At 35.5% G+C, this 26208-nt stretch carries 27 protein-coding genes and 1 tRNA gene; 11 read left to right on the top strand and 17 right to left on the bottom strand.

Going from position 1 to position 26208, the window contains the following annotated elements:
- The first annotated feature begins 4 nt into the window (after positions 1-4).
- A complete protein-coding gene (locus FT993_RS04290; protein ID WP_147861311.1) occupies positions 5-610 on the top strand; it encodes a hypothetical protein in 606 nt (201 codons plus the stop codon).
- Here the strand turns inward: FT993_RS04290 and FT993_RS04295 are convergent.
- Positions 605-2134 carry a GH3 auxin-responsive promoter family protein gene (locus tag FT993_RS04295; protein ID WP_147861312.1) on the bottom strand — a complete coding sequence of 510 codons (1530 nt, stop codon included), beginning with the start codon at positions 2132-2134 and terminating at the stop codon, positions 605-607. The genes FT993_RS04290 and FT993_RS04295 overlap by 6 nt on opposite strands.
- 68 nt (positions 2135-2202) lie before the next feature.
- Entirely contained in the window at positions 2203-3087 is an 885-nt protein-coding gene (locus tag FT993_RS04300; RefSeq protein WP_147861313.1) for a PPK2 family polyphosphate kinase, read from the bottom strand.
- Between the two features lie 153 nt (positions 3088-3240).
- Between FT993_RS04300 and FT993_RS04305 the strand changes: the two genes are divergently transcribed.
- On the top strand, positions 3241-3852 hold the full coding sequence (locus tag FT993_RS04305) for a hypothetical protein (RefSeq protein WP_147861314.1): 612 nt from the start codon (positions 3241-3243) through the stop codon (positions 3850-3852).
- Between the two features lie 46 nt (positions 3853-3898).
- On the opposite strand, the gene FT993_RS04310 is transcribed toward FT993_RS04305, so the two are convergent.
- From FT993_RS04310 to FT993_RS04335, 6 genes are all read right to left on the bottom strand, one after another.
- Positions 3899-5062: a sigma-54 dependent transcriptional regulator gene (locus FT993_RS04310; RefSeq protein ID WP_147861315.1), complete on the bottom strand. Its 1164-nt coding sequence runs from the start codon at positions 5060-5062 to the stop codon at positions 3899-3901.
- The gene (locus FT993_RS04315) at positions 5063-5968 is read right to left on the bottom strand and encodes a DUF6268 family outer membrane beta-barrel protein (RefSeq protein WP_147861316.1); all 906 of its coding nucleotides are present in this window, start codon (positions 5966-5968) and stop codon (positions 5063-5065) included.
- A 95-nt stretch (positions 5969-6063) separates the two neighbouring features.
- Complete coding sequence (locus FT993_RS04320; RefSeq protein WP_147861317.1) at positions 6064-7350, bottom strand: ABC transporter permease; 1287 nt, start codon at positions 7348-7350, stop codon at positions 6064-6066.
- Complete coding sequence (locus FT993_RS04325; protein WP_147861318.1) at positions 7343-8272, bottom strand: ABC transporter ATP-binding protein; 930 nt, start codon at positions 8270-8272, stop codon at positions 7343-7345. The genes FT993_RS04320 and FT993_RS04325 overlap by 8 nt, the downstream gene beginning before the upstream one ends.
- A gap of 169 nt (positions 8273-8441) precedes the next feature.
- Positions 8442-9569 (bottom strand): molecular chaperone DnaJ, encoded by a 1128-nt coding sequence (gene dnaJ / locus FT993_RS04330; protein ID WP_147861319.1) that lies wholly within the window; start codon positions 9567-9569, stop codon positions 8442-8444.
- A gap of 15 nt (positions 9570-9584) precedes the next feature.
- Positions 9585-10166 (bottom strand): nucleotide exchange factor GrpE, encoded by a 582-nt coding sequence (locus FT993_RS04335; protein WP_147861320.1) that lies wholly within the window; start codon positions 10164-10166, stop codon positions 9585-9587.
- A 161-nt stretch (positions 10167-10327) separates the two neighbouring features.
- Here FT993_RS04335 and FT993_RS04340 point away from each other — a divergent pair, with 161 nt between their 5' ends.
- Positions 10328-10996, top strand: coding sequence for a YceI family protein (locus FT993_RS04340; RefSeq protein ID WP_147861321.1), 669 nt, complete (start codon positions 10328-10330; stop codon positions 10994-10996).
- A gap of 53 nt (positions 10997-11049) precedes the next feature.
- Here FT993_RS04340 and FT993_RS04345 read toward each other — a convergent pair whose 3' ends face one another.
- Genes FT993_RS04345 through FT993_RS04360 form a run of 4 tightly spaced genes read right to left on the bottom strand, consistent with a single transcriptional unit; the run spans position 11050 to position 13635 of the window.
- Positions 11050-11952, bottom strand: a complete 903-nt coding sequence (locus tag FT993_RS04345) for a TIGR01777 family oxidoreductase (RefSeq protein WP_147861322.1) — start codon at positions 11950-11952, stop codon at positions 11050-11052.
- A gap of 55 nt (positions 11953-12007) precedes the next feature.
- Entirely contained in the window at positions 12008-12670 is a 663-nt protein-coding gene (mnmD, locus tag FT993_RS04350) for a tRNA (5-methylaminomethyl-2-thiouridine)(34)-methyltransferase MnmD (RefSeq protein ID WP_147861323.1), read from the bottom strand.
- Positions 12667-13119, bottom strand: coding sequence for a hypothetical protein (locus FT993_RS04355; protein WP_147861324.1), 453 nt, complete (start codon positions 13117-13119; stop codon positions 12667-12669). Before FT993_RS04355 ends, mnmD begins: the two co-directional genes overlap by 4 nt.
- A complete protein-coding gene (locus FT993_RS04360; RefSeq protein ID WP_147861325.1) occupies positions 13120-13635 on the bottom strand; it encodes a DUF4920 domain-containing protein in 516 nt (171 codons plus the stop codon). It abuts the gene before it with no gap.
- Positions 13636-13724: 89 nt separating this feature from the next.
- Here FT993_RS04360 and FT993_RS04365 point away from each other — a divergent pair, with 89 nt between their 5' ends.
- The 6 genes from FT993_RS04365 (at position 13725) to FT993_RS04395 (ending at position 19655) form a co-directional block, all read left to right on the top strand.
- Positions 13725-14798 carry a branched-chain amino acid aminotransferase gene (locus tag FT993_RS04365; protein WP_147861326.1) on the top strand — a complete coding sequence of 358 codons (1074 nt, stop codon included), beginning with the start codon at positions 13725-13727 and terminating at the stop codon, positions 14796-14798.
- Between the two features lie 306 nt (positions 14799-15104).
- Complete coding sequence (locus tag FT993_RS04375) at positions 15105-15851, top strand: cyclase family protein (RefSeq protein ID WP_147861327.1); 747 nt, start codon at positions 15105-15107, stop codon at positions 15849-15851.
- Positions 15852-15863: 12 nt separating this feature from the next.
- Positions 15864-16490 (top strand): DUF4230 domain-containing protein, encoded by a 627-nt coding sequence (locus FT993_RS04380; RefSeq protein ID WP_147861328.1) that lies wholly within the window; start codon positions 15864-15866, stop codon positions 16488-16490.
- A 3-nt stretch (positions 16491-16493) separates the two neighbouring features.
- A complete protein-coding gene (locus FT993_RS04385) occupies positions 16494-16865 on the top strand; it encodes an MmcQ/YjbR family DNA-binding protein (protein ID WP_147861329.1) in 372 nt (123 codons plus the stop codon).
- 19 nt (positions 16866-16884) lie between these two features.
- Positions 16885-18657, top strand: coding sequence for a DNA mismatch repair protein MutS (locus FT993_RS04390; RefSeq protein WP_147861330.1), 1773 nt, complete (start codon positions 16885-16887; stop codon positions 18655-18657).
- Positions 18657-19655 (top strand): metal-dependent hydrolase, encoded by a 999-nt coding sequence (locus tag FT993_RS04395; protein WP_147861331.1) that lies wholly within the window; start codon positions 18657-18659, stop codon positions 19653-19655. The genes FT993_RS04390 and FT993_RS04395 overlap by 1 nt, the downstream gene beginning before the upstream one ends.
- On the opposite strand, the gene FT993_RS04400 is transcribed toward FT993_RS04395, so the two are convergent.
- The gene (locus tag FT993_RS04400) at positions 19652-20419 is read right to left on the bottom strand and encodes a hypothetical protein (protein ID WP_147861332.1); all 768 of its coding nucleotides are present in this window, start codon (positions 20417-20419) and stop codon (positions 19652-19654) included. The two genes, FT993_RS04395 and FT993_RS04400, sit on opposite strands and share 4 nt — an antisense overlap.
- 148 nt (positions 20420-20567) lie before the next feature.
- Here FT993_RS04400 and FT993_RS04405 point away from each other — a divergent pair, with 148 nt between their 5' ends.
- A complete protein-coding gene (locus FT993_RS04405; RefSeq protein WP_147861333.1) occupies positions 20568-21149 on the top strand; it encodes an alkylphosphonate utilization protein in 582 nt (193 codons plus the stop codon).
- 35 nt (positions 21150-21184) lie between these two features.
- Here FT993_RS04405 and FT993_RS04410 read toward each other — a convergent pair whose 3' ends face one another.
- Positions 21185-22006, bottom strand: coding sequence for a pseudouridine synthase (locus FT993_RS04410; RefSeq protein ID WP_147861334.1), 822 nt, complete (start codon positions 22004-22006; stop codon positions 21185-21187).
- A 165-nt stretch (positions 22007-22171) separates the two neighbouring features.
- Positions 22172-23563, bottom strand: a complete 1392-nt coding sequence (locus tag FT993_RS04415; RefSeq protein WP_147861335.1) for a dipeptidase — start codon at positions 23561-23563, stop codon at positions 22172-22174.
- 146 nt (positions 23564-23709) lie between these two features.
- Here FT993_RS04415 and FT993_RS04420 point away from each other — a divergent pair.
- Positions 23710-23791, top strand: a tRNA-Leu gene (locus FT993_RS04420).
- Positions 23792-24540: 749 nt separating this feature from the next.
- On the opposite strand, the gene FT993_RS04425 is transcribed toward FT993_RS04420, so the two are convergent.
- Positions 24541-25344 (bottom strand): META domain-containing protein, encoded by an 804-nt coding sequence (locus FT993_RS04425; RefSeq protein ID WP_147861336.1) that lies wholly within the window; start codon positions 25342-25344, stop codon positions 24541-24543.
- Positions 25345-25484: 140 nt separating this feature from the next.
- The gene (locus FT993_RS04430; protein ID WP_147861337.1) at positions 25485-26096 is read right to left on the bottom strand and encodes a DUF4403 family protein; all 612 of its coding nucleotides are present in this window, start codon (positions 26094-26096) and stop codon (positions 25485-25487) included.
- Positions 26097-26208 lie beyond the last annotated feature (112 nt).

Consider the following 26208-nt stretch of genomic DNA (forward strand, 5'->3'; position numbering starts at 1 on the left):
GCACGTGAAAAACTATACCAGAAAATCAATACCTAAAAGCATACAGCCCCAAGTTGAAGAAGCACTGGCTTATTTTCCTGATTTAAAAGACACAACCATTTGTTTTAAATTTAAGTCATCGATAAAGAAATCTACTATGCAGGCGCAGCCAGCCTTTGGTAGTATTTTTAAGCCTAAGAATGAGCGCGCCTATTTTATTTTAATTTCTGAAAAATTTCATATCGAGAAAGAAAAATTTTCGATTCTAGATGTACCCGATGAAGTTTTAATTGGTTGGATTGGACACGAATTAGGACATATTATGGATTACCTCAACCGAAATGCGTTTGATTTAATTCTTTTAGGATTTAAATACCTGTTTTCTAAGAAACATTTAAAGGAAGTTGAGCGTACCGCTGATACATATGCCATTAAACACGGTATGAAGGACTATATTTTGGCCACCAAAAATTTTATTTTGAATAATGCAGACCTTTCACCTGCATATAAAGCCCGAATTAAAAACTTATACATGTCTCCCGAAGAAATCATGGAACTTGTAAATGAGCTAGGAGCCGACAAACTAAAGCAAGAAGTAGCAAAAAAAGTAATTCAAAAACGGGCGCTATAAGTGACTTTTTACAAAATCTCTAAAAGCGGTGTATTTTTCTTCACCCATCACTTTTTCCATCTTTACTTGTCCGCCTTTTTTCTTATTGGCACCACTCCATTCATAAAACAGATCGAGTGGAATGGTATGTACTTTTACCCCTTTAAGTGCTTTAGATCTTGCCACACGGTAATTTTTATTCGCTGCTTTTAAATTCTCATCTAAGGCCTGGGCCAGCTTCTCGTTTTCAATAACTCCTTTTTCATTAACTCCTAGGTGCCAAACGTGATAAAATTCATCATTTTCTTTAACAGCACTCACGGTAAATTCAGGTAGTTTTATGCTGAATTGTTCTTCTAGCTCCTGGATGGCTTGATTCATTTTATTCACAGAAAGCTGAGAGCCAACTACATTAAGGAAAAACTTAGTTCTACCCGTAATTTTAATTTCGGCCTTACTTACATCCGTAAAGGCAATGGTATCGCCAATTAAATACCTCCAAGCTCCCGAAACAGTACTAATAAGCAGTACATAATCTACATTTTCTTCAACTTGATCGAGCCTTAAAACAGGGGCATCTTGACACAATGAACCATCGGCGTTAATATAATCTGGTTCAAAAGGTACAAATTCAAAATAAATTGCATTATCGGTAACCAATTTCATGGCGGTTGTTTCGGGACTATTTTGAAAAGCTAAAAACCCTTCTGAAGCCAAATAGGTATCAATAACAGTTATTGGTTTACCCAGCAGGGCATTAAAACTTTTTTCATAGGGTTCAAAAGCCACCCCTCCCGAGGTATAAACTTGTAAATTAGGCCAAACTTCATGAATATTATTTACCCCGTGGTACTTGATTACCTCCTTTAGCATTAGCTCCATCCAAGATGGAATCCCACTTAGGGCACCGATATCCCAATTTTTAGCATTTTCGGCTATGTGCTTTACGCGCTCATCCCAATCGTCTATTTGAGCAATTTCTTCGCCTGGTTTATAATAGCCTTTAAACCAAAAAGGAATATTACTAGCACTAATACCACTTATTTCACCTTCTAGGTGCCCCTGATTTTGTTGCAGATTGGTGCTACTTCCCAACATCATGATCTCTTTCTCAAAAAAATCAGCGGGCAGCTCAAAATTAGCTAAAGCGCTCACCTGCTTTATCCCGGCTTGGCGAATAGCTTCTATCATCTCATCGGTTACCGGAATACGTTTACTTGCTTTACCGGTGGTGCCTGAGCTTAACGCAAAGTATTCTGGAGCACCAGGCCAAGTGATATCGGGAAGTCCTTTTTGGGTTTGCGCCCACCAACGTTCATGCATTTGGTGATAATCAAAATAAGGTACGGTTTCTTGAAAAGCCACAAGCGGCTCTTCTGTCGCTAACAATTCTTTAAAGCCATAATATTTACCAAAGGCGGTATCTTGAGCCGTTTTAAGCAAATGCATTAAAACTTCTTCTTGTTCTTTAACCGGATTTGAATTTTGATTGAGCGTACCGCTTACATCGATGACTTTTTTAATAATAGATCCTAACAGTGGCATAAACGTGGTTTTTACCAAAAATAAGACCTATTTAAAAAGTCAAGCAAACCCAGCATAATAAAACTATGTTAATTTGTCTCTTGTTCAAGTTCTTTAATGTAATTGGTCAACTCACTTTTAATATCTAGCGGTAGCGTGGGTTCTTTAACATCTTTGAAAGTGGTAAGGCGTTCAAACAAAATTTTAGCCACCAAATAGCGCGCATATTTTTTATTATCGGATGGGATGATATACCAGGGGGCTGTTAGTGTACTGGTTTTTTGAATGGCTTCTTGATAGCAGTCTTGGTAGTTGTCCCACAGCTTGCGTTCTTCAATATCTCCGGGTGAAAATTTCCAGTTTTTCTCGGGTTTATGTAAACGCCGCAGCAGTCTATTTTTTTGTTCTTCTTTAGAAAGATGAAGAAAAAATTTAAAAATAAGTGTACCATTTTGAACCAGTGTTTGCTCAAAGGAGTTGATTTCTGCAAAGCGTTTTTCCCAAAATTTAGGCGTGATATCCTTTACGGAATTAATTTGCGGCAAATTTTCATTTAGAATGTACTCGGGATGCACGCGGGTTACCAAAACATTTTCATAATGGGTTCGATTAAAAATCCCAAATTTTCCACGCTCTGGCAATCTCTTGTAGTGTCTCCAAAGATAGTCGTGCTTCAATTCATTTTTAGAAGGAGTTTTAAAGCTATGTACTACCACCCCACGTGAATTAAAGCCTTGAAAAACCTCCCGGATCAAGCTATCTTTTCCTGCCGTATCCATTCCCTGTATACAAACCAAAACCGAATATTTACCGTGTGCATATAATTTATCTTGCCAGGCAGCAAGCTCTTTACGGATAGGCTTTAGGGCTCGTTTAGCCTCCTTATTGGTTGCTCCTAAATCGATGTGGGTAGGTGCATTTTTTAAATTTACATTTTCTGAAGCGATAAAATCGTTTATATCAATTGATTTCATAATGTTTGGTTTTATAGCTATAGCTGCCTGATGAGTATTTTGCTTAAAAGTAAAACAAATTTCACAACATTCCTTAGTATTCTCGATAAACCAGAAGAGCCCTATTAAAAATAAAAGTGAAATCAGTATCTTTGCGCTTTAAAACATTTTAATTTGGACAAAAACACTATCGTAGAGCGCATGGCCGAGATTTTGAAAGAGACGCCAACCTCTATGGAAATCGTAAAGAAAGATGCGAAAACCGAACAGCGGTTCAAATATTTAGCTACTTATATGCTTGATAAAGCAATAGCTAAAGACGCGTTGGTGTTATCTGATAATGAGATGGGTATTGGTATTGTTATTCAAAACAGTAAAGATAAACCTAATTTTTTCAAAGATAAATGGGAAGATTTAAAGTTGGTTTACCATGTAACAGGTTTCAAAAATATTCCTAAAATTTTACGAAATCAAAAATATGTACGCCAGCAAAGACCAGCTGACCAAGATTATTTATACTGCTGGTTTTGGGGAATTAGTAAAGATAATCGCGGTGCAGATACGCAGGTAGCAAAACAAATGAAAGATGAGTTTTTAAGACGAGCGCATAAGTTAAATTTGCCCCTATTTGCAGAAACGCAAATGCGCCGAAATACCATTGTATATCAAAAATTTGGTTTTGAATTATTCCACACTTGGAATAGAGAAGATGGTAAAACCATGTATTTCTTAAAATACGATCCTAAAAAGCATCCTGAATACCAAGACCAGCAAAATATAGAATAAAAAAAGCAGCCTTACAGCTGCTTTTTTTTACTTAAATGGATTTTTTTTATTTACTCGCAAAGGCTTCAACATCGCGCTGAGTGATTTCTTTTCCTCCCAAAATCATCAAGCGTTCAACCACATTTCGTAATTCCCGAATATTACCTGTCCAATCATAATCTTTGAGTTGGCTTAAAGCGTCCTCACTAAAGGTTTTGGGCGAGGTGCCCTGTTCTTTGGCTATTTTTTCTGAAAAATAATTTACTAAACTAGGAATATCTTCTCTTCTATCGTTTAAGTTAGGAACAGCAATAAGAATAACCGCTAGTCTATGGTATAAATCTTCTCTAAAACGCTTGGCTTTAATTTCTTCCTTTAAATTTTTATTGGTTGCTGCAATTACGCGTACATCAACTTTTAAATCTTTATCAGACCCTACCCTTTGCACCTTATTCTCTTGTAAAGCTCGCAAAACTTTAGCTTGCGCGGATAGACTCATATCTCCTATTTCATCGAGAAACAAAGTACCCCCATTTGCCGCTTCAAATTTACCTGCGCGGTCTTTGTTGGCAGAAGTAAACGCACCTTTTACGTGCCCAAAAAGTTCACTTTCGATCAATTCACTTGGAATAGCAGCGCAATTCACTTCAATCATTGGTCCTTTGGCTCGTTCACTTTTTTGATGCAACCAGTGTGCTACCAATTCTTTACCGGTACCATTTTGCCCGGTTATAAGTACCCTAGCCTCGGTTGGCGCGACTTTTTCTATGATTTCTTTTATTTGCACTATAGCTGGCGATTCACCAATCATTTGGTAATTTTTACTTACCTTCTTCTTTAGGCGTTTATTTTCGGTAACCAGTGATTTTCTGTCTAGTGCGTGGCGCACAGTATTGAGTAATCGATTGAGGTCTGGTGGTTTGGCGATATAATCAAAAGCTCCTTTACGCATAGTTTCTACTGCGGTTTCTAAATCACCATGGCCAGATATCATGACCACAGGAATTTCAGGCTTTATCTTCATGACTGCATCGAGCACCTCAACACCGTCCATTTTTGGCATTTTGATATCGCATAACACCAAATCATAGTCGTTGTTTTTTATGAGTTCTATTCCAATCAAGCCATCTTCGGCTTCACTAACTTCATAAGTTTTACTCTCCTCGGTTAATATTTTTTTAAGCACCCTTCTAATCGCTGCCTCATCTTCTATGATTAAAATTTTTCCCATTTATATTTTAAATTTAAGTCCTGAACGAATATACCAAGTATTATCATTTTCAATAACATAAACATCGTCACGGTTATTATCTCTTATTCTGTATTCATTATAAACTGTATGGCCAACATACAAATAATATTGTAAATGGTCGGTAAAATAAAACTCATATCCTAGACCTAGAGTAACGTTGGTCATAGAAATATTTTCGCCTACTCGATTTACATTATCTATACGTATATTGTTTTGAATATTTGCGAAATGGTTATCTAAAGAAGCGAAAGCGTGAAGATGGTGCTTATCATTAAACGAATATCTTAATAAAGTCTTCGGCACACCCAAAGTGTACGACCAAGTATCATTAGGTTTTCTAAAAAAATTAATTAGGGGTAAGGGATAATTTCGCCCTGGGGTGCTAGTATACACCAAACCGAAAATCCAGCGATAAGGTTTTCCTATTACCGTACCGTTTTCATCCCGTTGTTTCACATCGTTTATCGCATAAACGGCACCTAGATATATTAGGTCATCCTGCACTAATGAACGCTCAAAATTTGAGGTAAAGCGTATTCCGCCCCTAAAGGCTAAACGCCAATTACTTGCTTTAATTTTTTTAATATAGCCTAAGGTAGCGTCTATGCGTTGTGTAGATTCTAATCGGTTATATTCAAAAGGGATGTCTTCTTTAAAATCTAAATCGGTTTTTCTATACTCGGCCCCGAATACTAAATAATCTTCCTTTATGGGAATTGGGGCCTGTATAAATGCCCTAAATCGATTCATGGATTGTTTTCCCTTACTAAAAGGTATACGAGTATATTCAATCCTTGCAAGATCTGTAGTCTGTGCTTTTAAACCACAAGAGTAGCTTAAAAATAGGATTAGCCAAAAATTGAAAGCCTTAAAAAAATTTCTCATAAATTGATCGAAGTGTCAGTTCTTACCGAATATAATTATTTACAACAAACTCATTAAAGCATTAACGTTTGTTTGACGTGATTTGGTTTAATTTATTAGTTTTTTAACCATTTTAATAACTCCTTATAAGTAGGCTTTTTACCATACATTAAAATACCTATGCGATAAATTTTTGCTGCCATCATAATTACAAAAAAAACTGAAGCAAATAAAATACTTAAAGATATTAATACTTCCCACCAAGCTACTCCAAATGGAATTCGCATCAGCATAACAATTGGAGAAGTTAAAGGAATATGCGAAAAAAGTGTTGCTACGGTACCGTGTGGGTTTTCAATAACCGTAAAAAAGCCAACATAAATTCCGAGCATAAGGGGTATAATTATGGGAAACATAAATTGCTGGGTGTCGGTTTCACTATCAACTGCAGCACCTATTGCCGCATAAATGGCACTGTACAAGAAATAGCCCCCAATGAAATAAATGAAAAATGAAAGGCTTATTTTAAAGAGCGGGAGTGCCATAATGTTTTGAAATAGCAAGGCCATCTCATCGCTATTAACAGGTGTCGCCGCGCTTGCTATTCCTGGTTCATTTGGTGCTATAAGGCTGCTGCTAATTAGCAAAAGAAACCCGCCTAAGATCAGCCAAATTAGAAATTGTGTAAGACCTGCCAAACTAGTACCTGTAATTTTACCCAACATTAATTGAAACGGTTTTACCGAAGAAATAATAATTTCTACAATACGGTTGGTTTTTTCTTCTATAACGCTGCGCATAACCATATTGCCATAAATGATTATAAACATCATAAGTAAATAACCCGCGGCACCACCAAAAACCATTTTAACATAGCCTGCCAATTTAGAGGTTGACTGTCCGTCAAAATCTTCAATTTGTAGGTTTACTTTTGTTTGTGCTTGTTGCATTTGGGTTTTGTCTATCCCTGCATTGGCCAAGTTGGTATCGGTTATAATTCGACTTATTTTTTGTTCTAAATCTGAGACTAAAAAACTACTGGGAGCCTCTTTAGCAAAGAATTCTATATTGGGATTAGAAATAGCAGCATCTTCCAAAGCAGGCACATAAAGCAAACCATAAAGGTTTTCTTTATCAGCACGCATAATAGCTTGATCTAAAGGTAGGTTTGAAAAATCTACAAACGCGAGCTGGTTGGTGTTGGGTAGTTCTTTATTAATTAATTCTTGCACATCGTGAAGGGCAATTATCTTCTTTTCGTCGTTATTTACACTGCTAAGGTAAGCCACTAAGAATATCATCCCCACAACGAGAAGCGGACTTAAAAAAGTCATAATGATAAAAGCCTTGTTTTTAATTCTGGCCAAATATTCGCGCTTTATAATAAGGCTTAAGTTACCCATGTTGCTCTACTGTTTTTATAAATATATCATTTATCGAAGGAACCAACTCACTGAAATGAGTGATTTCTACTTCTGTATCAATAAGAAATTGCAGGAGCGAGCTGGTAGATTGATGATCATTTAATTTGACATGCAGCTTAGCTTGAGCAGTAATATTCTTGAAATAAGCCGGTTGTACCGTAAAATTATTTGATAATTGCCTGGTGATTTCCTCAGCTCTTTCCGATTGAAAACCTACCTCATAAGTTTGCGTTCGGTAATTATTTTTAATGGTCTTTACAGGGCCGTCTAAAACTTTTTTAGACTTATGAATCAAAGCTATATTATCGCAGAGCTCTTCTACATTTTCCATTCGGTGAGTTGATAAAATAATAGTTGCACCCTCCTCCTTTAAAGTTAAAATTTCATTTTTGATCAAATTTGCATTCACTGGATCAAAACCACTAAAGGGCTCATCTAAAATTAACAAAGGTGGATTATGAATCACCGTAACAATAAATTGAATTTTTTGCGCCATTCCCTTTGATAGCTCTTCAATTTTTTTGTTTCCCCAACCCTTTATATTTAGCCGATCAAACCAATAAAGCATACGTTTCTTGGCATCCTTTTTAGACATACCTTTTAATTGAGCCAGATAAATAATCTGTTCGACCACTTTCATGCTTTTATACAGGCCTCTTTCTTCGGGTAAGTAGCCAATGAGCTCAACATCTTTTGGTTTAAGAGGTCTATCATCTAAGTAAATTTCACCTGAATCGGGTTGGGTAATTTGATTCAAGATTCGGATTAAGGTTGTTTTCCCCGCACCATTAGGTCCCAAGAGTCCAAAAACGCTATTTTTAGGCACCTTAAAAGAAAAACAATCCAGAGCCAATTTGTCTCCGTATTTCTTGGTAAGGCCTTTTATTTCTAGAAGATTCATAAGCAGTATTAGGGGATAAATTTAATAAAGAAATGGTTAAAAAAACAAAACCCATCCTTAAAACTTCTATGAAATAAGGATGGGAAAAAAATTGCTATGAAAAAGAAAAATATCACCAATATGCAATCGGTGATATTCAAATATATATAAAATTTTGTTAATACTGCAATTATGAGAACATATCTTTCACTTTTTCAAAAAAAGATTTATCAGATTTTTCTGGATTAGGTTCAAAATTATCATCTCCCTGCATTTTTTCGAAAAATTCTTTTTGTTCTTTATTTAGCGTTTTGGGTGTCCAAACATTTACATGCACCAGTAAATCTCCTTTACCATATCCGTTTATACTTGGAATTCCCTTATTGCGCAAGCGCAAAATTTTGCCGCTTTGCACGCCAGCTTCAATCTTTATACGTACTTTACCGCTAACCGTTTGTATTTCTTTAGAAGCACCAAGTGCTGCCTCAGGAAAACTGATATAAAGGTCATAATGTAAATTATCGCCCTCTCGCTGTAAGTACGGATGTTCTTTTTCTTCAATAGCAACCAACAAGTCACCCGAAATGCCATTACCAGGTGCTTCATTTCCTTTACCTGAAACCTTCAGTTGCATTCCTTCTACTACCCCAGCTGGAATTTTTATTGATACGGTTTCTTCTTTTTGAATCATACCTTGTGCATCGGCTCCGGCAGGTTTTTTATCTATAACCTGTCCGCTACCTCCACATTGAGTACAAGGAGAGGCGGTTTGCATACGACCTAAAATGGTATTGGTTACGCGGGTAACTTGCCCCGAACCTTGACAGGTAGAACAAGTACTGTAAGTTGTTCCTGGTGCTTGCACCTTGCGTTTTACTTTGATTTTTTTCTCTACACCATTGGCAATTTCTTCTAAAGTAAGCTTTACACGAATACGCATATTGCTCCCTTTAGCGCGGCGTTGACCGCCACCAAAACCACCACCAAAGCCAGAAAAGCCACCTTGACCACCACCAAAAGCAGAGCCAAATATATCTCCAAACTGACTAAAGATATCATCCATATTCATTCCGCCGCCGCCAAAGCCACCAGAACCATTAAATGCTTCATGTCCCATTTGGTCATAACGTGCCCTTTTATCGGGGTTACTCAATACATCATAAGCCTCGGCAGATTTTTTAAACATCTCCTCGGCTTTAGGGTCATCTGGATTTTTGTCGGGGTGGTATTTCACCGCCATTTTGCGATAGGCCTTTTTAATCTCGGCCTCGGTCGCATTTTTACTCACTCCTAATATGTCGTAATAATCTTCTTTCATCGATTCTATATTTAATTACTTACCGGTAACCACTTTTGGATAACGAATAATTTTATCCCCTAAGGTATAACCTGTCTCCACCACATCGATTACCTTACCTTTTAATTTTTTATCGGGTGCCGGAATTTGTGTCACAGCTTCGTGTAAATCGGCATCGAACTTATCACCAGCTTTAACAGCGATAGGGGCTAAGCCTTTACTTTCTAAAGTTCTGCGTAGTTTATTACTGATAAGCTCTACTCCCTTAAGCATATTTTCATCTTCAGATTTCTGAATTTCTTTTAAAGCTCTATCAAAATCATCTAAAACAGGAAGCATGACCTGCATGATTTCTTCTCCCGCTGTTTTAAACAACTCGATACGCTCTTTACTGGTTCTGCGTTTATAATTTTCAAATTCTGCAAATAGGCGTAAAAACTTTTCTTTTTCTTCCTGCAAATCATTTCTTAGATTATCCAACTCACTAATTTCTTGATTGGATTCTTTATCGGCTTCAGCCTGATTATCCTCGGCTTCATTCTGCATTACATCATTCATTTCCTGGTCTAGTTGCTCTTTATAATTTTCGCTATTTTGCTTTTCTTGTTCCTTGCTCATGATTAATAAAATTAAATCTCTGTTGCCCTATGAGCAAAACTGTTGCCATTCTTATAAAAATGCCAAAATGTCACCTGTACTTTTTTTATCATATTTTTATGATTTTTTAAATGCCAAACATTGTATTTTTGCGCACATTAAAATCAATTATTTATACCACTATGAAAAAAGTATTATTAAACGGTATGCTATTAGCCTTTTTAGGATTAAGCACCGTAGCTTGTAAAAATGAAGCTAAAAACGAAACCAATCCAAAAGAAGCACAAGAAGTTGCTGAAACAAGTGCTGAATCTGCAACTTATGCCATAGACACAGCAGAGTCAAAAATTGACTGGGTGGGTTCTAAACCTGCTGGTGATCACACAGGTACAGTTATGCTAAGTAAAGGAGAATTTACTGTTGACGGCGATAAGCTTTCTGGCGGTACGGTAGTTATAGATATGACCAGTATTGATGTTACCGATCTTGAAGGTGAAGACCGTGATAAATTAATGGCACACTTAAAAGGAACAGCTGAAGGACAAGAAGATCACTTTTTTAATGTAGCCGAGTTTCCTACTGCTATGTTTCAAATCACTGAAGTAAAGGAGATGGATGGCAAAACAATGCTTGCAGGAAATTTAACTATGAAAGATATTTCTAAAAATATCGAAATTCCTGTAAACTATGAGGTAAGTGAAAATAAGCTTACTCTAAAAAGCGAGCCGTTTACTATTGATAGAACAAAGTGGAATGTTAATTATGCCTCTAAAAGTGTTTTCGACGACTTGAAAGATAAGTTTGTTAACGACGAGATTGAGTTAAGTTTAGTAGTAATTGCTACAAAATAATAACGGTAACTTTTTACTATAAAAAAAGCGGTGAAAATGTTTCACCGCTTTTTTTATAATAAATCTTCTAAGGCTGGTTTAATATGGGTAAACTTATAAAGAAACCCTTGACTATCAATTTTATTATTAGAAACCAGTTGACTCCCAAGTACAATGGTGGCCATTTCTCCCAATGCGGTTTTAAGAACAAATTCTGGCACATTAGGCAGCCACAAAGGCTTATCTAAAACCTTTGCTATTTGTACAGTGAGTTGTTTGTTGGTAACTGGATTCGGAGCAACACCATTATAAACGCCCTCTAATCTATTCTTTGCAACAAATAAAAAGATACTGGCCAAATCTTCAATATGAATCCAAGATTGCCATTGCTTACCAGTGCCTAAAGGTGCTCCTACACCATATCGCACAGGTTTAGCTATTTTTTCTAGTGCGCCACCATTTTTTGATAAGACCAGACCTATTCTAATTTTAGCTACATCTATTCCAAGTTGTTCAAACCCGTCGACTGCAGCTTCCCATTTTTTTACCACTTCACCTAAAAAATTATCAGCAATTGGGTGTTGGTCTTCATGATATAACTTTTGGAAATCACTAGGGTAAATACCAATGGCGCTTGCCGAGATGACATGATCAACCTTATGTTCTATGCGATTAAGTGTATCGATTAAAAGTTGGGTAGTAGTTAACCTACTGGATAAAATAATTTCTTTTTGCTTTTCTGTCCAACGCTTAGCTACACTTGCCCCTACCAAATGAATTATCTTAGTTACCCCTTCAAAACAAGATTCGTCTATCTTTCCTTGTTCAGGATTCCAATAAAAGCCTTTGTAATAGTCTTGGTTTTCTAGCTTATCTTTACTGGTAGTCAAATAATTCACCGCTATGTTTTCCCGTTGGCATAGACTAACAATTTGTGAACCAATAAGCCCCGTCGCCCCCGTAATTAAAACCTTCATTTTTTGATTTAAATTTACAATTTAAAAACAAACCTATAAAAGGTTTTGCAAGGGTTTAACAAGCTTTTATGGCTCGTAGCATCTCGCGTTTACCTGGCGGACCAGGAAGCCGTTCTACCTGAAATCCTACTTCTTGCAAAGCTCTGCGAACACTGCCCTTCGCAGAATAGGTGACCAAGACTCCTTGAGAATTAAGTGCTCTATACATTTTTGCCATAATATTCTTGTCCCAAAGTTCAGGTTGCACCCTTGCTCCAAAAGCGTCAAAATAAATTAAATCATACGCTGACTTATCTTCAATTTCTTGGAAAAATTGCTGTTTTTTGTGTAAGTGAAAATGGGGTTCTATGGGTTGTAGGGATTCCCAAGTTGACTGATGGATTTTATTGACCAGTAGTTTAAATTCGTTTTCAAACAGGTCGCTATAATTTAAAAGTTCCAGTTCGTTTGGGCTCACAGGGTAAGCTTCTACCCCTGTATAATTAACTTTTCGATTTGCTTTTTTTGATTCAATAGCGGTAATGATAGCATTTAAGCCCGTACCAAAACCAATTTCTAAAATAGATAACTCAGGTTTGCATATAAATTGAAAACCCATCTTTATAAAAACATGATAGGCCTCTTGCAAGGCCCCATGTTTAGAATGATATTGTTCGTTCCAATCAATAATCTGGATGGTTTTTGAACCATCTGCAGTGGTAACTATTTGGCGTTTCACGGCTTAATAATCAGTTTTTTAATCCGCGGAAGCGGTCCTGCACACTTTACTTCATGACAACTAATACACGCCTGAATTGCTTGATTATAATAGTGCTGCGCTTGCTCAGGATTTTCTATCATTTGTATTTCATATTGCTTAAAACGGTTGGCCCAAGATTTAAAAAAAGCATCATAGTCTTTAGGGTCGGTAAATGCTGCAGAGTGCAAGTTTTCTAAATCAAAACTCAGTTTAGTAATCTCCTCTCCGTCTAAAATTTGCTGTTTCATTTGTTGATGCGCGGCATACATTTGCTCCATATAGGCAGCCATTTCAGACATTTGATACATCTGCATAGGTTCTTTTTCTTCAACTAAAGGAGTTGGCTTATTGGGTTCTACAGTTTGCTTATTTTTACAAGCCATTAGAATCAGTAACAATAAAAGCGTAATTAAAGATTTAGCTTTCATTTACTCTTGCATTAAAACTCCATCAGCCATAAAGGCATACTCTACCTTAGGCTCGGTAATAGCATCTATTTCTTCTTGAGATTTCCCGGCATCTTTCGCATAATGTTTTAGCTCTTCGACAGAGGTCTTACTAATAAAAGCTTTCCCCTTTACTACGGTTTCACGCTCTTCGCTGTTTAAAGGCACAAAAAAGGCATAGTCTTTAAAGCGAACAAAAGTGGCTTTATCTTCGCCCAGGTCTAAAGACATCCAGCAACCTTTTTTCTTACATACTTTTTCTACTTCACTTTTAAAGGCAACATTAAGCGTATCTCCTTCGGCCAATTGCTCATATTGAGCTTTCATTTCGGCTCGTGTTAAGACGTTAGCATCTCCTATCTCTTCACCAAAGTTCACAAAATTCACTTCAGTTTTTTCAACCACTTCTGGCGTTTCTTGGTTTTCGGTCGGGGCCGGATTATTCTCTTGCTTACAAGCCATAAAGGCCAACAAAATTAGAAAAGAAAACTTTTTCATTTTTTTAAATATTTTAGATTAGTCAAAATTAAAAAAAGCAGCGGTATAAAAGTTGTTTTATTTTAATACTTTTGTGAAAATTTTTTATTATGCACTCCACATCCGATATTTTAGATATACGCCAAGTAGAAAAATCAAAAATTGACCAAATTGATTTTGACAATATAGCCTTTGGAAAAAACTACGCCGACCATATGATGTTATGCGATTACAAAGATGGCGCCTGGCAAAAACCTAAAATCTTGCCTTATGGTCCTATGGAGTTTGAGCCCTCTGCTAAAGTTTTTCATTATGGGCAAGCGGTTTTTGAAGGGATGAAGGCCTTTAAAGATGAAAATAATAGGGTTTGGCTTTTTAGACCAGAAGAAAACTTTAATCGAATTAATATTTCTTCTAAAAGAATGGCTATACCTGAGTTCCCCAAAGACTATTTTTTCGCTGCCTTAGAAACCTTACTTAAGTTAGATGAAAAATGGGTACACCCAGGAGATGGAAATTCGCTTTATATAAGACCTTTTGTCATTGCTTCTGAAAATGGCGTTTCGGCTTCACCCTCTAACGAATATAAGTTTATGATTATCTGCTGTCCGGCCAAAGCTTATTACAATTCACCTGTAAAAGTGCTAGTAGCCGATCATTATTCACGTTCTGCAGATGGTGGTGTAGGTTTCGCTAAAGCAGCGGGTAATTATGGCGCACAGTTTTATCCTACTAATTTAGCTAAAGAAAAAGGTTACCAGCAAATTATATGGACTGATTCTAACAGCCATAAATATCTTGAAGAGGCAGGAACCATGAACCTTTTCTTTAGAATAAACGATAAATTAATAACAGCCCCTACAAGCGATCGTATTTTAGATGGGGTAACCCGTAAGAGCATTATAGATTTAGCTAGGCATCAAGGTGTTGAAGTAGAGGTAAGAAAAATTACTGTAGAAGAATTGGTAGGCGCTGCCGAGGATGGTTCATTAAAAGAAATTTTTGGAACAGGAACTGCCGCGACTATTGCTTTTATCGAAGGGTTTGAATATGCGGACAAATACTACGATTTACCTAAAATAGAAAATCCATACAGTGTTCGCTTCAAAAAAGGACTTCAAGATATTCAGTACAACCGTGCCGAAGATCCATTTGGATGGCGATACGAAGTAAAATTAGATTAATTTTACATTATCATAAAAAAGCCTTACAGCGTTCTTTTTAAAGAGCGCTTTTTTGTTTTCTTTTTTTTCATTAGCCTAAAGCATTTGGCTTTTTATACCTAATTTTGTGAAAAACAAAGCTATGTTTACGCAAGGTCAAATTATTTTTACCCTTTTTTTTATTGTGGCTTTCGCCCTTTTATTGCTTTATAGTTACCGTAAAGATTTAAAATTGCATCAAAAATATTACAAACGCAGTTGGCTCGTCTTGCTAGGTTTTCTGGTTTTTTTAAGCAGTTTATGGTTAATTAAAAGTTTTTTGTATTGATGCGTGCAAAAATTAATATTTCTGAAAAAGACTATATGGTTAACTTAAACCAACCTATAGATATTTCATTAACCTTGTATGGTAATAAACAAAATGTAACCGCTTGGTATAAAGATGTACCAAGCATTAAGCCGGTGCAAGATGGCAACTGGGTGGCTAGCGTAAAACAAGGAGCATCGGTGAACTTTAATGATATTAGTTTTAATCCGCATGCGCATGGAACCCATACCGAGTGTGTAGGCCATATTTCTAAAGAATTTTATAGCATTAACGATTGCCTTACCCAATTCTTTTTTGAGGCTCAGCTTATTAGTTTAACGCCAGAATTGAGCGATGGAGATTGTATTTTTACCGCAGATCAAATCCGTAAAGCATTAAACGATAATAATCCAGAAGCCATTATAATAAGGACCCTACCCAACACTGAGACCAAGAAAAGTTTTAAATATAGTCACACCAACTGGCCCTATTTAAAAGAAGAAGCCGCCTTGCTGCTACGTGAATTAAAAGTGATGCATTTATTAATTGACTTGCCTTCTATAGATCGCGAAAAAGATGATGGAAAACTACTGGCTCACAAAGCCTTTTGGAATTACCCTGCTAAGCCTCGCCTAGATGCCAGCATTACCGAATTGATTTATGTGCCAAATACTGTAAAAGACGGACAGTATTTATTAAATTTACAAATAAGCTCGTTTCATAACGACGCTTCCCCCAGTAAACCGATTTTGTATGAACTTTTTTAGATTTTTAGTACAATGGAGCTACTTTTCTTAGGTTTGGCCGTAGGTGCCGTGGCAGCCTATTTTGTTTACCGATTCACCCACAAAGATCAAGCAAAGCAATCGCAGGATCAACAATCGCTCATTATAATGGAGAAAATTAGAGCGGTTTGTAAATTTATTACCGTAGAAGGTGATTTTGCCGAAATTTATCATTATAAAAATGTAAAAGACAAGTGGTTAAATATATTTTTAGGAAGTAAAAAAGCCCTTATCTTAATAGAAGCAAAAGCCCACGTAGGCTTTGATTTAACCAAAATACAAATGCAGGCCAAAACGGCCGAAAAAACCATCGTGCTCACCAATTTTCCCGAGCCCGAATTGCTCTCTATTGAAACCGATTTTAAGTATTACGATAAACGTGAAGGGTGGGCAAACCCCTTTACATCAACTGACTTGACTGATATCAACACTGAAGCCAAACGCTATATTGTAGAAAAAATACCTCAAAGCGGCTTGCTTAACGAAGCTCAAAATCAAGCTTTGGAGACTATACAATTAATGGAAAAACTTGTTGAAACCATCAATTGGAAACTCGATTATTCTGCATTAATCCTCGAAAAAAGCCCCACAACTACCAACACCAAAAGAATAGGTAAATAACTTATGGAGATTGATGAAATTCGGCAATATTGCCTTAACAAGCCAGGCACAACAGAGGATTTTCCTTTTGATCAGCATACCTTAGTTTTTAAAGTTATGGGTAAGATGTATGCTCTGATAGGACTAGAAAAATGGGAAGCAGGAAGCCCTACCATTAACTTGAAATGTGACCCAGAAAAAGCCATCGAATTGAGAGAACGCTACCCCGATGAAATTTATGGTGGTTATCATATGAGTAAAAAACATTGGAATACGGTTGTTATTAACGGACCGCATTTAACACCAAAACAGATAATACATTTTATCAACCACAGTTATGAACTGGTAGTTAGCAAATTAACTAAAAAGCAAAAAGAAGAGTTGAATAAACTTTAACCTCCTAATCTTATTTTTAATGCAAGACCCCAAAACTACGTATAGCGCCTATATAGAAGAATTTCAGCTTGAGCTAAGAAAACTAAAGCAACAACTCTTTGCTTCAAGCATGTTGAGATTGGCTGTTTTCTTATTTTTTGGCTTTTTAACTTACTTTTACTCCGATTCAACTTCGCTTGTATTTCTTTTTATTTTTTTAGGAATTGTTTCTTTCTTATTTCTGGTATCTAGGCACAGTGATCTTCAACAACAAAAAGAAAAATTGCGACAGCTTATTGAACTTAATGAAACTGAACTAAAAGTTTTAAATCGGGATTTTCACCATTTACCAGATGGAGAAGAATTTATTGATGCCCAACACGAATTTAGTCAAGATATCGATTTATTTGGTAATCGAACGTTTTTTCAATACCTCAACCGTACCGCCTTAGCTTCGGGAAAAAGAACCTTAGCCCATTTACTAAGCAGCAACAATATTGACCAGATTGAGCAAAAACAAGACAGTATTAGAGATCTTGCAAAAAAAATTAAGTTTAGACAAGAATTCACGGCGATTGCTAAAATGACTCAAGTAAAAATAAAACCGCCTATTGTTTTAGACTGGTTTAAAAATTACAAGCCTTTTGTACCCTCTGTTTATAAATGGCTGCCTAAGGTTTTTACAGCTGTCTCATTTTTGTTATTTTTTAGCCTAGCTTTAGATTTAATTCCTTGGTTTTATGTGGCAGGCTGGTTTATTTTGGGTTGGATTATAATTGGGAGGTATGCGAAAAAAATAAACGAGTTGTCGGGTTATGTGAGCGAAATTCAAAGCACATTTCAACAATATCATTTATTGCTGGCTTTAATTGAGGACAGTGATTTTCAATCGGAATGGAACAAGAATCAGCAAAACAAAATTCAAATCAATCAAAAGAAAGCATCCACTTTAGTCAGGGATTTTTCTAAAACTATAGATGCTATAGAGCGAAAGAACTTTATGATCTTTGGGCAGTTAATCAGTGGTTTTATGCTTTGGGATTTATGGAAAGCTTATGAAATAGAACAATGGATCAAGCAATATGCTCCAAGCACCGAAAATTGGTTTACAGCGATTGATTATTTTGACGCTTACAACTCCTTAGGTGGTTTTGCTTTTAATCACCAAAGCTACACCTATCCTAAAATAACGCAAAACGAAGTAGTATTAAAATCAACCGAGGCTGTGCATCCATTAATCAACCCAAAAGATGCAGTGAAAAATGATTATAAAATCAATCAACAAGAGTTTTTCATTATAACTGGGGCCAATATGGCAGGAAAAAGTACTTTTTTACGGAGCATTTCGCTACAAATAGTTATGGGTAATGTAGGACTTCCTGTTTGCGCTAAAACTTGCGAATACTCTCCAATAAAACTAATCACAAGTATGCGTACAGTAGATTCTCTAGCCGACGATGCCTCCTATTTCTTTTCGGAATTAACCCGGTTAAAATTTATTGTAGATCAAATTAAAAATGATAAGTATTTTATTATTCTTGATGAGATTTTAAAAGGCACCAACAGCACCGATAAAGCCATTGGTTCGCGAAAATTTGTTGAGAAACTAGTAAACTCACATTCCACGGGAATTATTGCGACCCACGATTTAAGTTTATGTGAAGTTGCCCATAGCTTACCACAAGTAGAAAACTATTATTTTGATGCTCAAATTATTAACGAAGAGCTTCATTTTGATTATAAATTTAAAAAGGGTATTTGCCAAAATATGAACGCCTCTTTTTTACTTAAAAAAATGGAAATTGTAGATTAATGGATTCACTTACACAAATTGTATTGGGCGCTGCTGTAGGCGAAGTAGTTTTAGGTAAAAAAGTAGGTAATAAAGCCATGCTATATGGGGCTATTGCTGGCACAATACCCGACTTAGATACCTTTGCCTCGCATTTTGTAACTACCGTTGATGCTTTAGCTATTCATCGTGGTTTTACACATTCTATTTTTTTTGCGGTTTTATTTGCTCCTATTATGGGGTGGTTCATTTCACGTTTTGAAAAAGCTGCCAATTTTAAAGACTGGTCTTGGTTATTCTTTTGGGGTTTTTTAACGCACCCCCTCCTTGATGCTCATACTACTTGGGGTACGCAACTTTTTTGGCCATTAGACCTACGCTTAGCTTATAAGAATATATTTGTGATAGATCCGCTTTATACGCTACCTTTTTTGATTTGTGTTCTAGCAGCTATGCGTTTACCTAAAAAATCCGCTCGACGTAAAAACTTAAATAAATGGGGATTAATTCTGAGTACCACTTATTTAGGTGTAACTTTACTACTTAAGTTTTACACCTACCAGCAATTTAAAAGTGCGTTAAACCATCAAGAGATTTCGTACACAACTATTGAAACTAAACCAACGGCTTTTAATAGTTTATTATGGACGGCCAATGTAGATACAGAAAATCATTACTTAATAGGTCACTACTCTATTTTTGACACTCAGCCCATACATTTTTCAAAGTATCCCAAAAACCATTTGTTGCTTGACCCTCTGAGGCAAGAGCCACAAGTGCAAAAACTCATTAAAATTACAGAAGGTTGGTACAATATAGAGCAAAAAGAAGATTATATTATTTTAAATGATTTGCGTTTTGGATTACTTAGCTTATCTCCTCAAGCTAAGAATTTTGTGTTTAGCTATACTATCAAAAAAGATAAAGATGGGGCTATTTCTATCGAAGAAAGAGAGAAGCATATGCGCGATGGCAAAAAATTAATACAAGAATTAATTTGCAGAATACAAGGGAATTAATCTTTTGTAAAGAGATTAACCTGTTGTTTGATTTGGCTATCATTGGGTACAGGATTAGTATAAAACTTCACAAAATCTTGAATGGAGTAGTGTTTTAACGTATCATTTTTAACCTGGTTGTTGTTTAAAAAAATACGGTATTGTGTATCATAAGTAAAAAGATCGAGTCGTTGTGCACTCAAAGTTTGTTTTTGGGTTAAAGCTTCTACGAAAGGCAAAAAATCTGGAAGTTTTTCGGCCTTGATTCGTTGCTCAAAAGTCATATTTTGATAAATGTATTCTACCTGTTCTAAATCTTCGGCTTTTAAAATGCGGTCTTCTACTTTACTTTGTTTCCAGTTTTTAACAAGACTGTCATACAGTGCTAGCTGTGCCTCTCCTATTTTAGTTTTTTCTTGATTGATTTCTGTTCGTTGTTGAACGTTTAGAATTCTAATTTGGGTTTTTTTCAGGGATTGCTTAACAAATTGAATAATCTCTGGGTCTGAACTTTCGCTTATAATTAAGGTGGCAGAATCTCTAAACAAACTTTCTTCTTCTAGACTATCAACTATAGCATTAATCACCTTTACCAAATTTTCTGGCTGTACCACTTCTTGATTAACAATAATCTTTTTTTCTCCTTCTATACGAATAATAACCTTGTTGATCTCCTGCAACTGAAACGGTACATTAGAATATAAAACCTCGGTATTACTACTAAATAGAGGATTAAAAAAGCACAAGGCTAAAAAACTAAAAAGAATATGATAAAATTTGCGCATAACATTAGATAACAAAGCAAAGTTAATTTATAATTTACAAATTAACGCTTTAAAAAAAATAGAATATTGATTTATATCAGTCTTTGAAAAATAAAAACAATTCTGCATTTATAATAATGTATTTTTGCAGCATTCAAAAAACAGAATTATGAGCTTAGATCAAGATTTAATGCAGCGTGCTTCTTCTAGTTGTGAACTTTGCGGAAGTAAGGAGAATTTAGAAATATATAATTTACCCCCTCAAAACGCAGCAAGTATAGAGAATAGTATTTTATGCTGCGAGACTTGCCACCTGCAAATTACTGGAGAGCAAGAATTAGACCCCAACCATTGGCGTTGCCTCAATGATAGTATGTGGAGCACAGATAAACCAGTTCAAGTTGTAGTATGGCGATTGTTAAATGCTTTAAAAAATGAAGGTTGGCCACAGGATTTGCTTGATATGATGTATATAGAAGATGAGGTTTTGGAGTATGCTAAACAAGGGGTGAATAAAACAGAAGAAACAACTACAGGATTGGTACACCGAGACAGCAATGGGGTGCAAATTGAATCTGGAGATAACGTTGTACTTATTAAAGATTTACCGGTAAAGGGTTCAAGTATGGTAGCGAAAAGAGGTACTGCTGTTAGGCGTGTTTCTCTCGTGCATGACAATGAAGAACAAATAGAGGGAAAAGTAGATGGCCAGCAAATTGTGATTCTTACCAAATTTGTAAAGAAAATGTAATAAAAAAAGCTTGGTAAATTTACCAAGCTTTTTTTTTAAATCATCCCGAGGTTAATGACTTCTTGTTTGTTCAAATGTCGATAATGGCCTCTGGGCAAATCTTTTTTCGTAAGTCCGCCAAATACTACACGATCTAGCCGAACCACCTCATAATTTAGCTTTTTAAACATACGCTGTACAATATGTGGTTTTGTACTATGTATTTCGAGACCAACATTACGTTTACTTTGGTTTTCAACATAGCTGATGGCATTAACATGTACCTTACCATCTTCTAAAACTATTCCTTCTTCTATTTTCTTCAGATCAGATAAATCGAGGTTACGATTCAGTTCTACATCGTAGATTTGCCTTATCCCCTTTTTGGGATTAGCTAAATTCATAGCTAATGTTCCGTCGTTGGTAAATAGCAATAATCCCATAGCACTGGTTTCTAATTTACCCACAGGACTCAGTTTAGATTTTGATGCGTTAGCCACCAAATCCATTACTGTTCGATTACTTCTTTCTAAGCTACCAGTAACATAAAATCCGCTAGGTTTATTAAGCAATACATATTCTTTTCTTTCTGGAGTTATTCTACGACCGTCAAATCTTACCTCATCATCGGGTTGCACCTTATAACCCATTTCGGTAACCACCTCTCCATTTACCCGAACATTTCCTGCCTTAATATAAATATCTGCGTCTCTACGGCTACAAATACCGGAGTTAGCTATATATTTATTCAAACGCATTTTAGCATCTGGATTTTTAACCTGTTTGTCTACAGCTACCTTCTTAGCTGCTGGCTTCTTATGAGGTTTAGGCACAACATACTCTTTCTTCGTTTTCTTTTTGCCTTGTCTTTTAGTCATTACTATATTTTTTTTGCAAAGGTACAATTAATTGACTCACTGCCACTGATGCGTTACTTATTTTTCAAGAAGTACTCTAAATGCTTAAGAGAAAAATTGTTTTTAGCGCTTTTTTCAATGAAAAAAGCCTCTTAATACTAAAGAGGCTTCTATTAAATTGCATGTTTATTTTTGTTTTAATCGAGCAAAATGCTTGTAGAAAAACGGTATAGTTTCAATACCTTTTAAATAATTCCAAATACCAAAATGCTCATTTGGGGAGTGAATTGCATCGCTATCGAGACCAAATCCCATCAAAATGGTTTTACTTTTAAGTTCTTTCTCAAACATAGCAACAATTGGTATACTTCCTCCGCTACGCTGAGGGATAGGTTCTTTACCAAAAACCTCTTTATAAGCTTCGCTGGCAGCCTGGTATTCTATACCATCTATTGGGGTAACATAACCCTGACCTCCGTGATGCGGTTTCACTTTAACATATACTCCATCTGGAGCGATAGATTCAAAATGTTTTTGAAATAATTCTGTTATCTCTTTCCAATCTTGATGTGGTACTAAACGCATAGAGATTTTGGCATAAGCCTTACTAGGAATAACTGTTTTAGCACCTTCACCAATATATCCTCCCCAAATACCGTTTACATCTAAAGTTGGACGTATAGAATTTCGTTCATTAGTGGTGTAGCCCTTCTCGCCATATATATCGTGTAAGCCTATAGATTCTTTATATTGCTCTACATCAAATGGCGCTTCAGCCATTTTAGCTCTCTCCACTTGGGAAAGCTCTTCTACCTTATCATAAAAACCTGGAATGGTAATTCTATTGTTCTCATCGTGTAAAGAAGCAATCATCTTGCTTAAAATATTTATAGGGTTGGCCACAGCACCTCCATAAAGTCCTGAATGTAGATCTCTATTTGGTCCCGTTACTTCTACCTCTACATAACTTAGTCCGCGTAAACCTGTAGTAATCGAAGGCACATCTTTAGCGATCATACCAGTATCAGAAATTAAGATAACATCATTTTTTAATTTCTCTTGATTGCGTTGAATAAACCAACCCAAATTTTCGCTACCCACTTCTTCTTCTCCTTCTATCATAAATTTCACGTTACAAGGTAGGTCGTCATTTTTCACCATGTATTCCAAGGCTTTCACGTGCATATACATTTGGCCTTTATCGTCACAAGCCCCTCTAGCAAAAATAGCTCCTTCTGGGTGCTTATCGGTTTTTTTGATTACAGGTTCAAAGGCCGGACTGTTCCACAACTCAATGGGATCTGCCGGCTGCACATCATAATGACCATAAACCAGTACGGTTGGTAAATTTTCATCTATTATGCGTTCTGCATAGACCACAGGGTATCCAGGTGTCTCGCAAATTTCGGCGTGAGTGCAACCCGCTTCTACCAAACGTTTTTTAACCATCTGCGCTGTAGCTATAACATCATCTTTATAACTAGGATCGGCACTAATGGATGGTAATTTTAATAAATCTATTAACTCTTCGAGAAATCGCTCTTTATTTTCTTCTAAATAGGCTTTTGACTTGTTCATTCCTTGTTTTTTTAATTGGGATGAAGATAGCCATACTAGAATAAAAAATGAAATTTTTTTAAAGTTATTCTTTGATTATTCCAGTCTTTGTTTATATTTGCACTCGCTAAGGAAATATACTTTAGTTAAGTTCTAATAAAACAATTGCGGGCGTGGTGGAATTGGTAGACACGCTAGACTTAGGATCTAGTGCTTCACGGCGTGAGAGTTCGAGTCTCTCCGCCCGCACAACACAAAACCCGACTTAAATTATTAAGTCGGGTTTTTTATTTCTTTCATAATTTTCTTTAATTCTATTTATCCAGAATCAAAGTTAACTGTAACAAATCTATACGCCGTGTTTAATCAAAATTTGAAGATTATCTGTATAAAAAGAAATCTACATTTTTCATACCTCTAAATTAAGACCTAGAAGCTTTTAAATTTCGAGTAGATGGCTTATTCATAAAGTACTAAGTTTTAAACACCAGGCGGTATTTTAATCTTATTACTCTTTAAATCTTACTTGCTTAAAGTTGACTTTGTCATTAAGTATACTAACGTTTTATCAAAGCAAGGTTTAAACCATATCGTCTTTAATTTAAATCTACATCAAATCTGTTATGAAACTAACTTAGCTCACTATTCAGTGAACTATGTATGGGGTCAATTCGCTTCTGATTCGACAATGCTATGGCATTTATATGTATCAAATTAGCTAATAATCTGCAACAATAAATGGATCAACCCTAAAAGCTAGTTAGATGTAAAAATATAATCAATCTAAGTAGAAAGATTTCTATTTATTTTACTAGCTCGGGTTCTGCGACCCTTTAAACATTGGAAATGAATTTTTCTTTTTGCTTTCCCTTCCATTTATTGATTTATGAAAGTCTCCAAATTCTAATTAATCTTTCAAAATAAATCTAAATACGGCAAAATTGGTTTGTTAGAGCCTCAAGATGGTTTGACTGGGAATAGAACACTACATAAGAATATTAAAAATATACTGCTTCAAAAACGGCTAATGGAGCCCTTCTCCCTACATTTAAAGTTAAACGGTCGTTTTTTATGCTGTAATTATCTGCGGTGTCAAATACCTTAAAAAATTCCTTTTCTATTTTCGAGATATCCCCTTCGCACATTCTCATGGTACTCAGTAAATTAGAAAAATCTATACGCTGACCAGTTTTCAACTCGAAACTACCACCTATAGTATTACAACCGCCAAAACCTGTTAATCTATTTTCATCGGTTTTAAGCATAAAATAAATCTCTTTATCCTGGTTGGGTTGCATTTCTATCGTTTTTCCGTTAAGCTCTTTTAATTTCCAATACTTTTCTACAATTTGTTCTTGTTGCTCAATTTTTTTAAATTTTGCTAGCAAATTATCCTGACTGTTTTTTAGGAATAAGTTATCACCCTCAAGCGTGTAAAATTTGGTTTGATTGAAAATATTTAGGACTTCTTGTTCGTTTACCTTCACATCTGGACAGGCCATTCTAGTAGTAGCAAGCGGAGAAAAAGATAAGGCATAGTTATCGTCTAAGCTAAAGTTTCCATTGAAATTATTACACCCTGTAAAACCATAAACACGATTATTCACGTCTAAGGTAAATTGTATAGGTTTTTGGCTATCTCCAGCTTTAATTTCTTCACCACTTAATCCTATAAGCTGCCATGTAGTAGTGGTATTTTGCTTTAGCTGAGCCATATTATTTTTATTTTTACTAGATTGACTCGATTTGCAGCTCGCCAAACCCATCACGATTAATAACAATAAAGCGAATTTATTTATCATAATATTAGATTAAAAACACAAATCTACCCTAGGTTTGGTTAATTTCAAACTAGATCAAACTAAACCTATGTTAAAATTTATTTATCTTATAGAAGCGTCTAATTATTTGTTTATTAACTTGTATACACCCTTAATAAACTTTAAAAAGCATCTAAAGAAATCATTTGCACGGCCAAATTTCCTTCTACCAATAGATGAACTACAATATTATTTGCATAAAATTTAATCGCACTAATTTCTATGAATTCCACACTCCCGTAGAGCATCAGCTTATTTTCAATAGGAATAATATCATTTAAATGGGCGTTAATTTTATCTCGAAAGCTATCCGTAAATTGATTTATCGAAACAATTGGCGGTTGCCCCATTTTTTTGTTAATCGTTTTTTTAATAATGCTTCGAATAAGTTGTTGACTTATCCAAGACTCTTGTTGGAGTATTATATCATAATCTCGTAGCCAGAGTTCTTGTTTATTAGGATCAAACTGAACATCTGCCTGAAGTTGTATCTTAAGTATTTTATCTTTACGGATTTTGGTTTTAAGTTGTACTACCAAATCTAGAATCAATTTTTGATTATTATCTATATCAAAAAATATATCTTTTACTACAGCCCAAGTAGATTGATCACCACGAGTTATTGAAAAACCAATTAATAAATCTTTAAGACGCCCCTCGATTAAATGCTTTGGTATTTTTACGGGAAGGTGAAGGGTTAATAAATTTTCTGTTGACTCAAATTTATTTGACATATTTTTTTATAGCATAAACTAGTATTTTTCTGCCAAGCTATCAAATAATTAAACTTAAAGTTGAAAGTATTTTTTTTGAAATAACCCTACGCTTAAAATAAAATTCTTTCCT

It is taken from the genome of Mesonia sp. HuA40, assembly GCF_008017835.1.
Taxonomy (GTDB): Bacteria; Bacteroidota; Bacteroidia; order Flavobacteriales; family Flavobacteriaceae; genus Mesonia.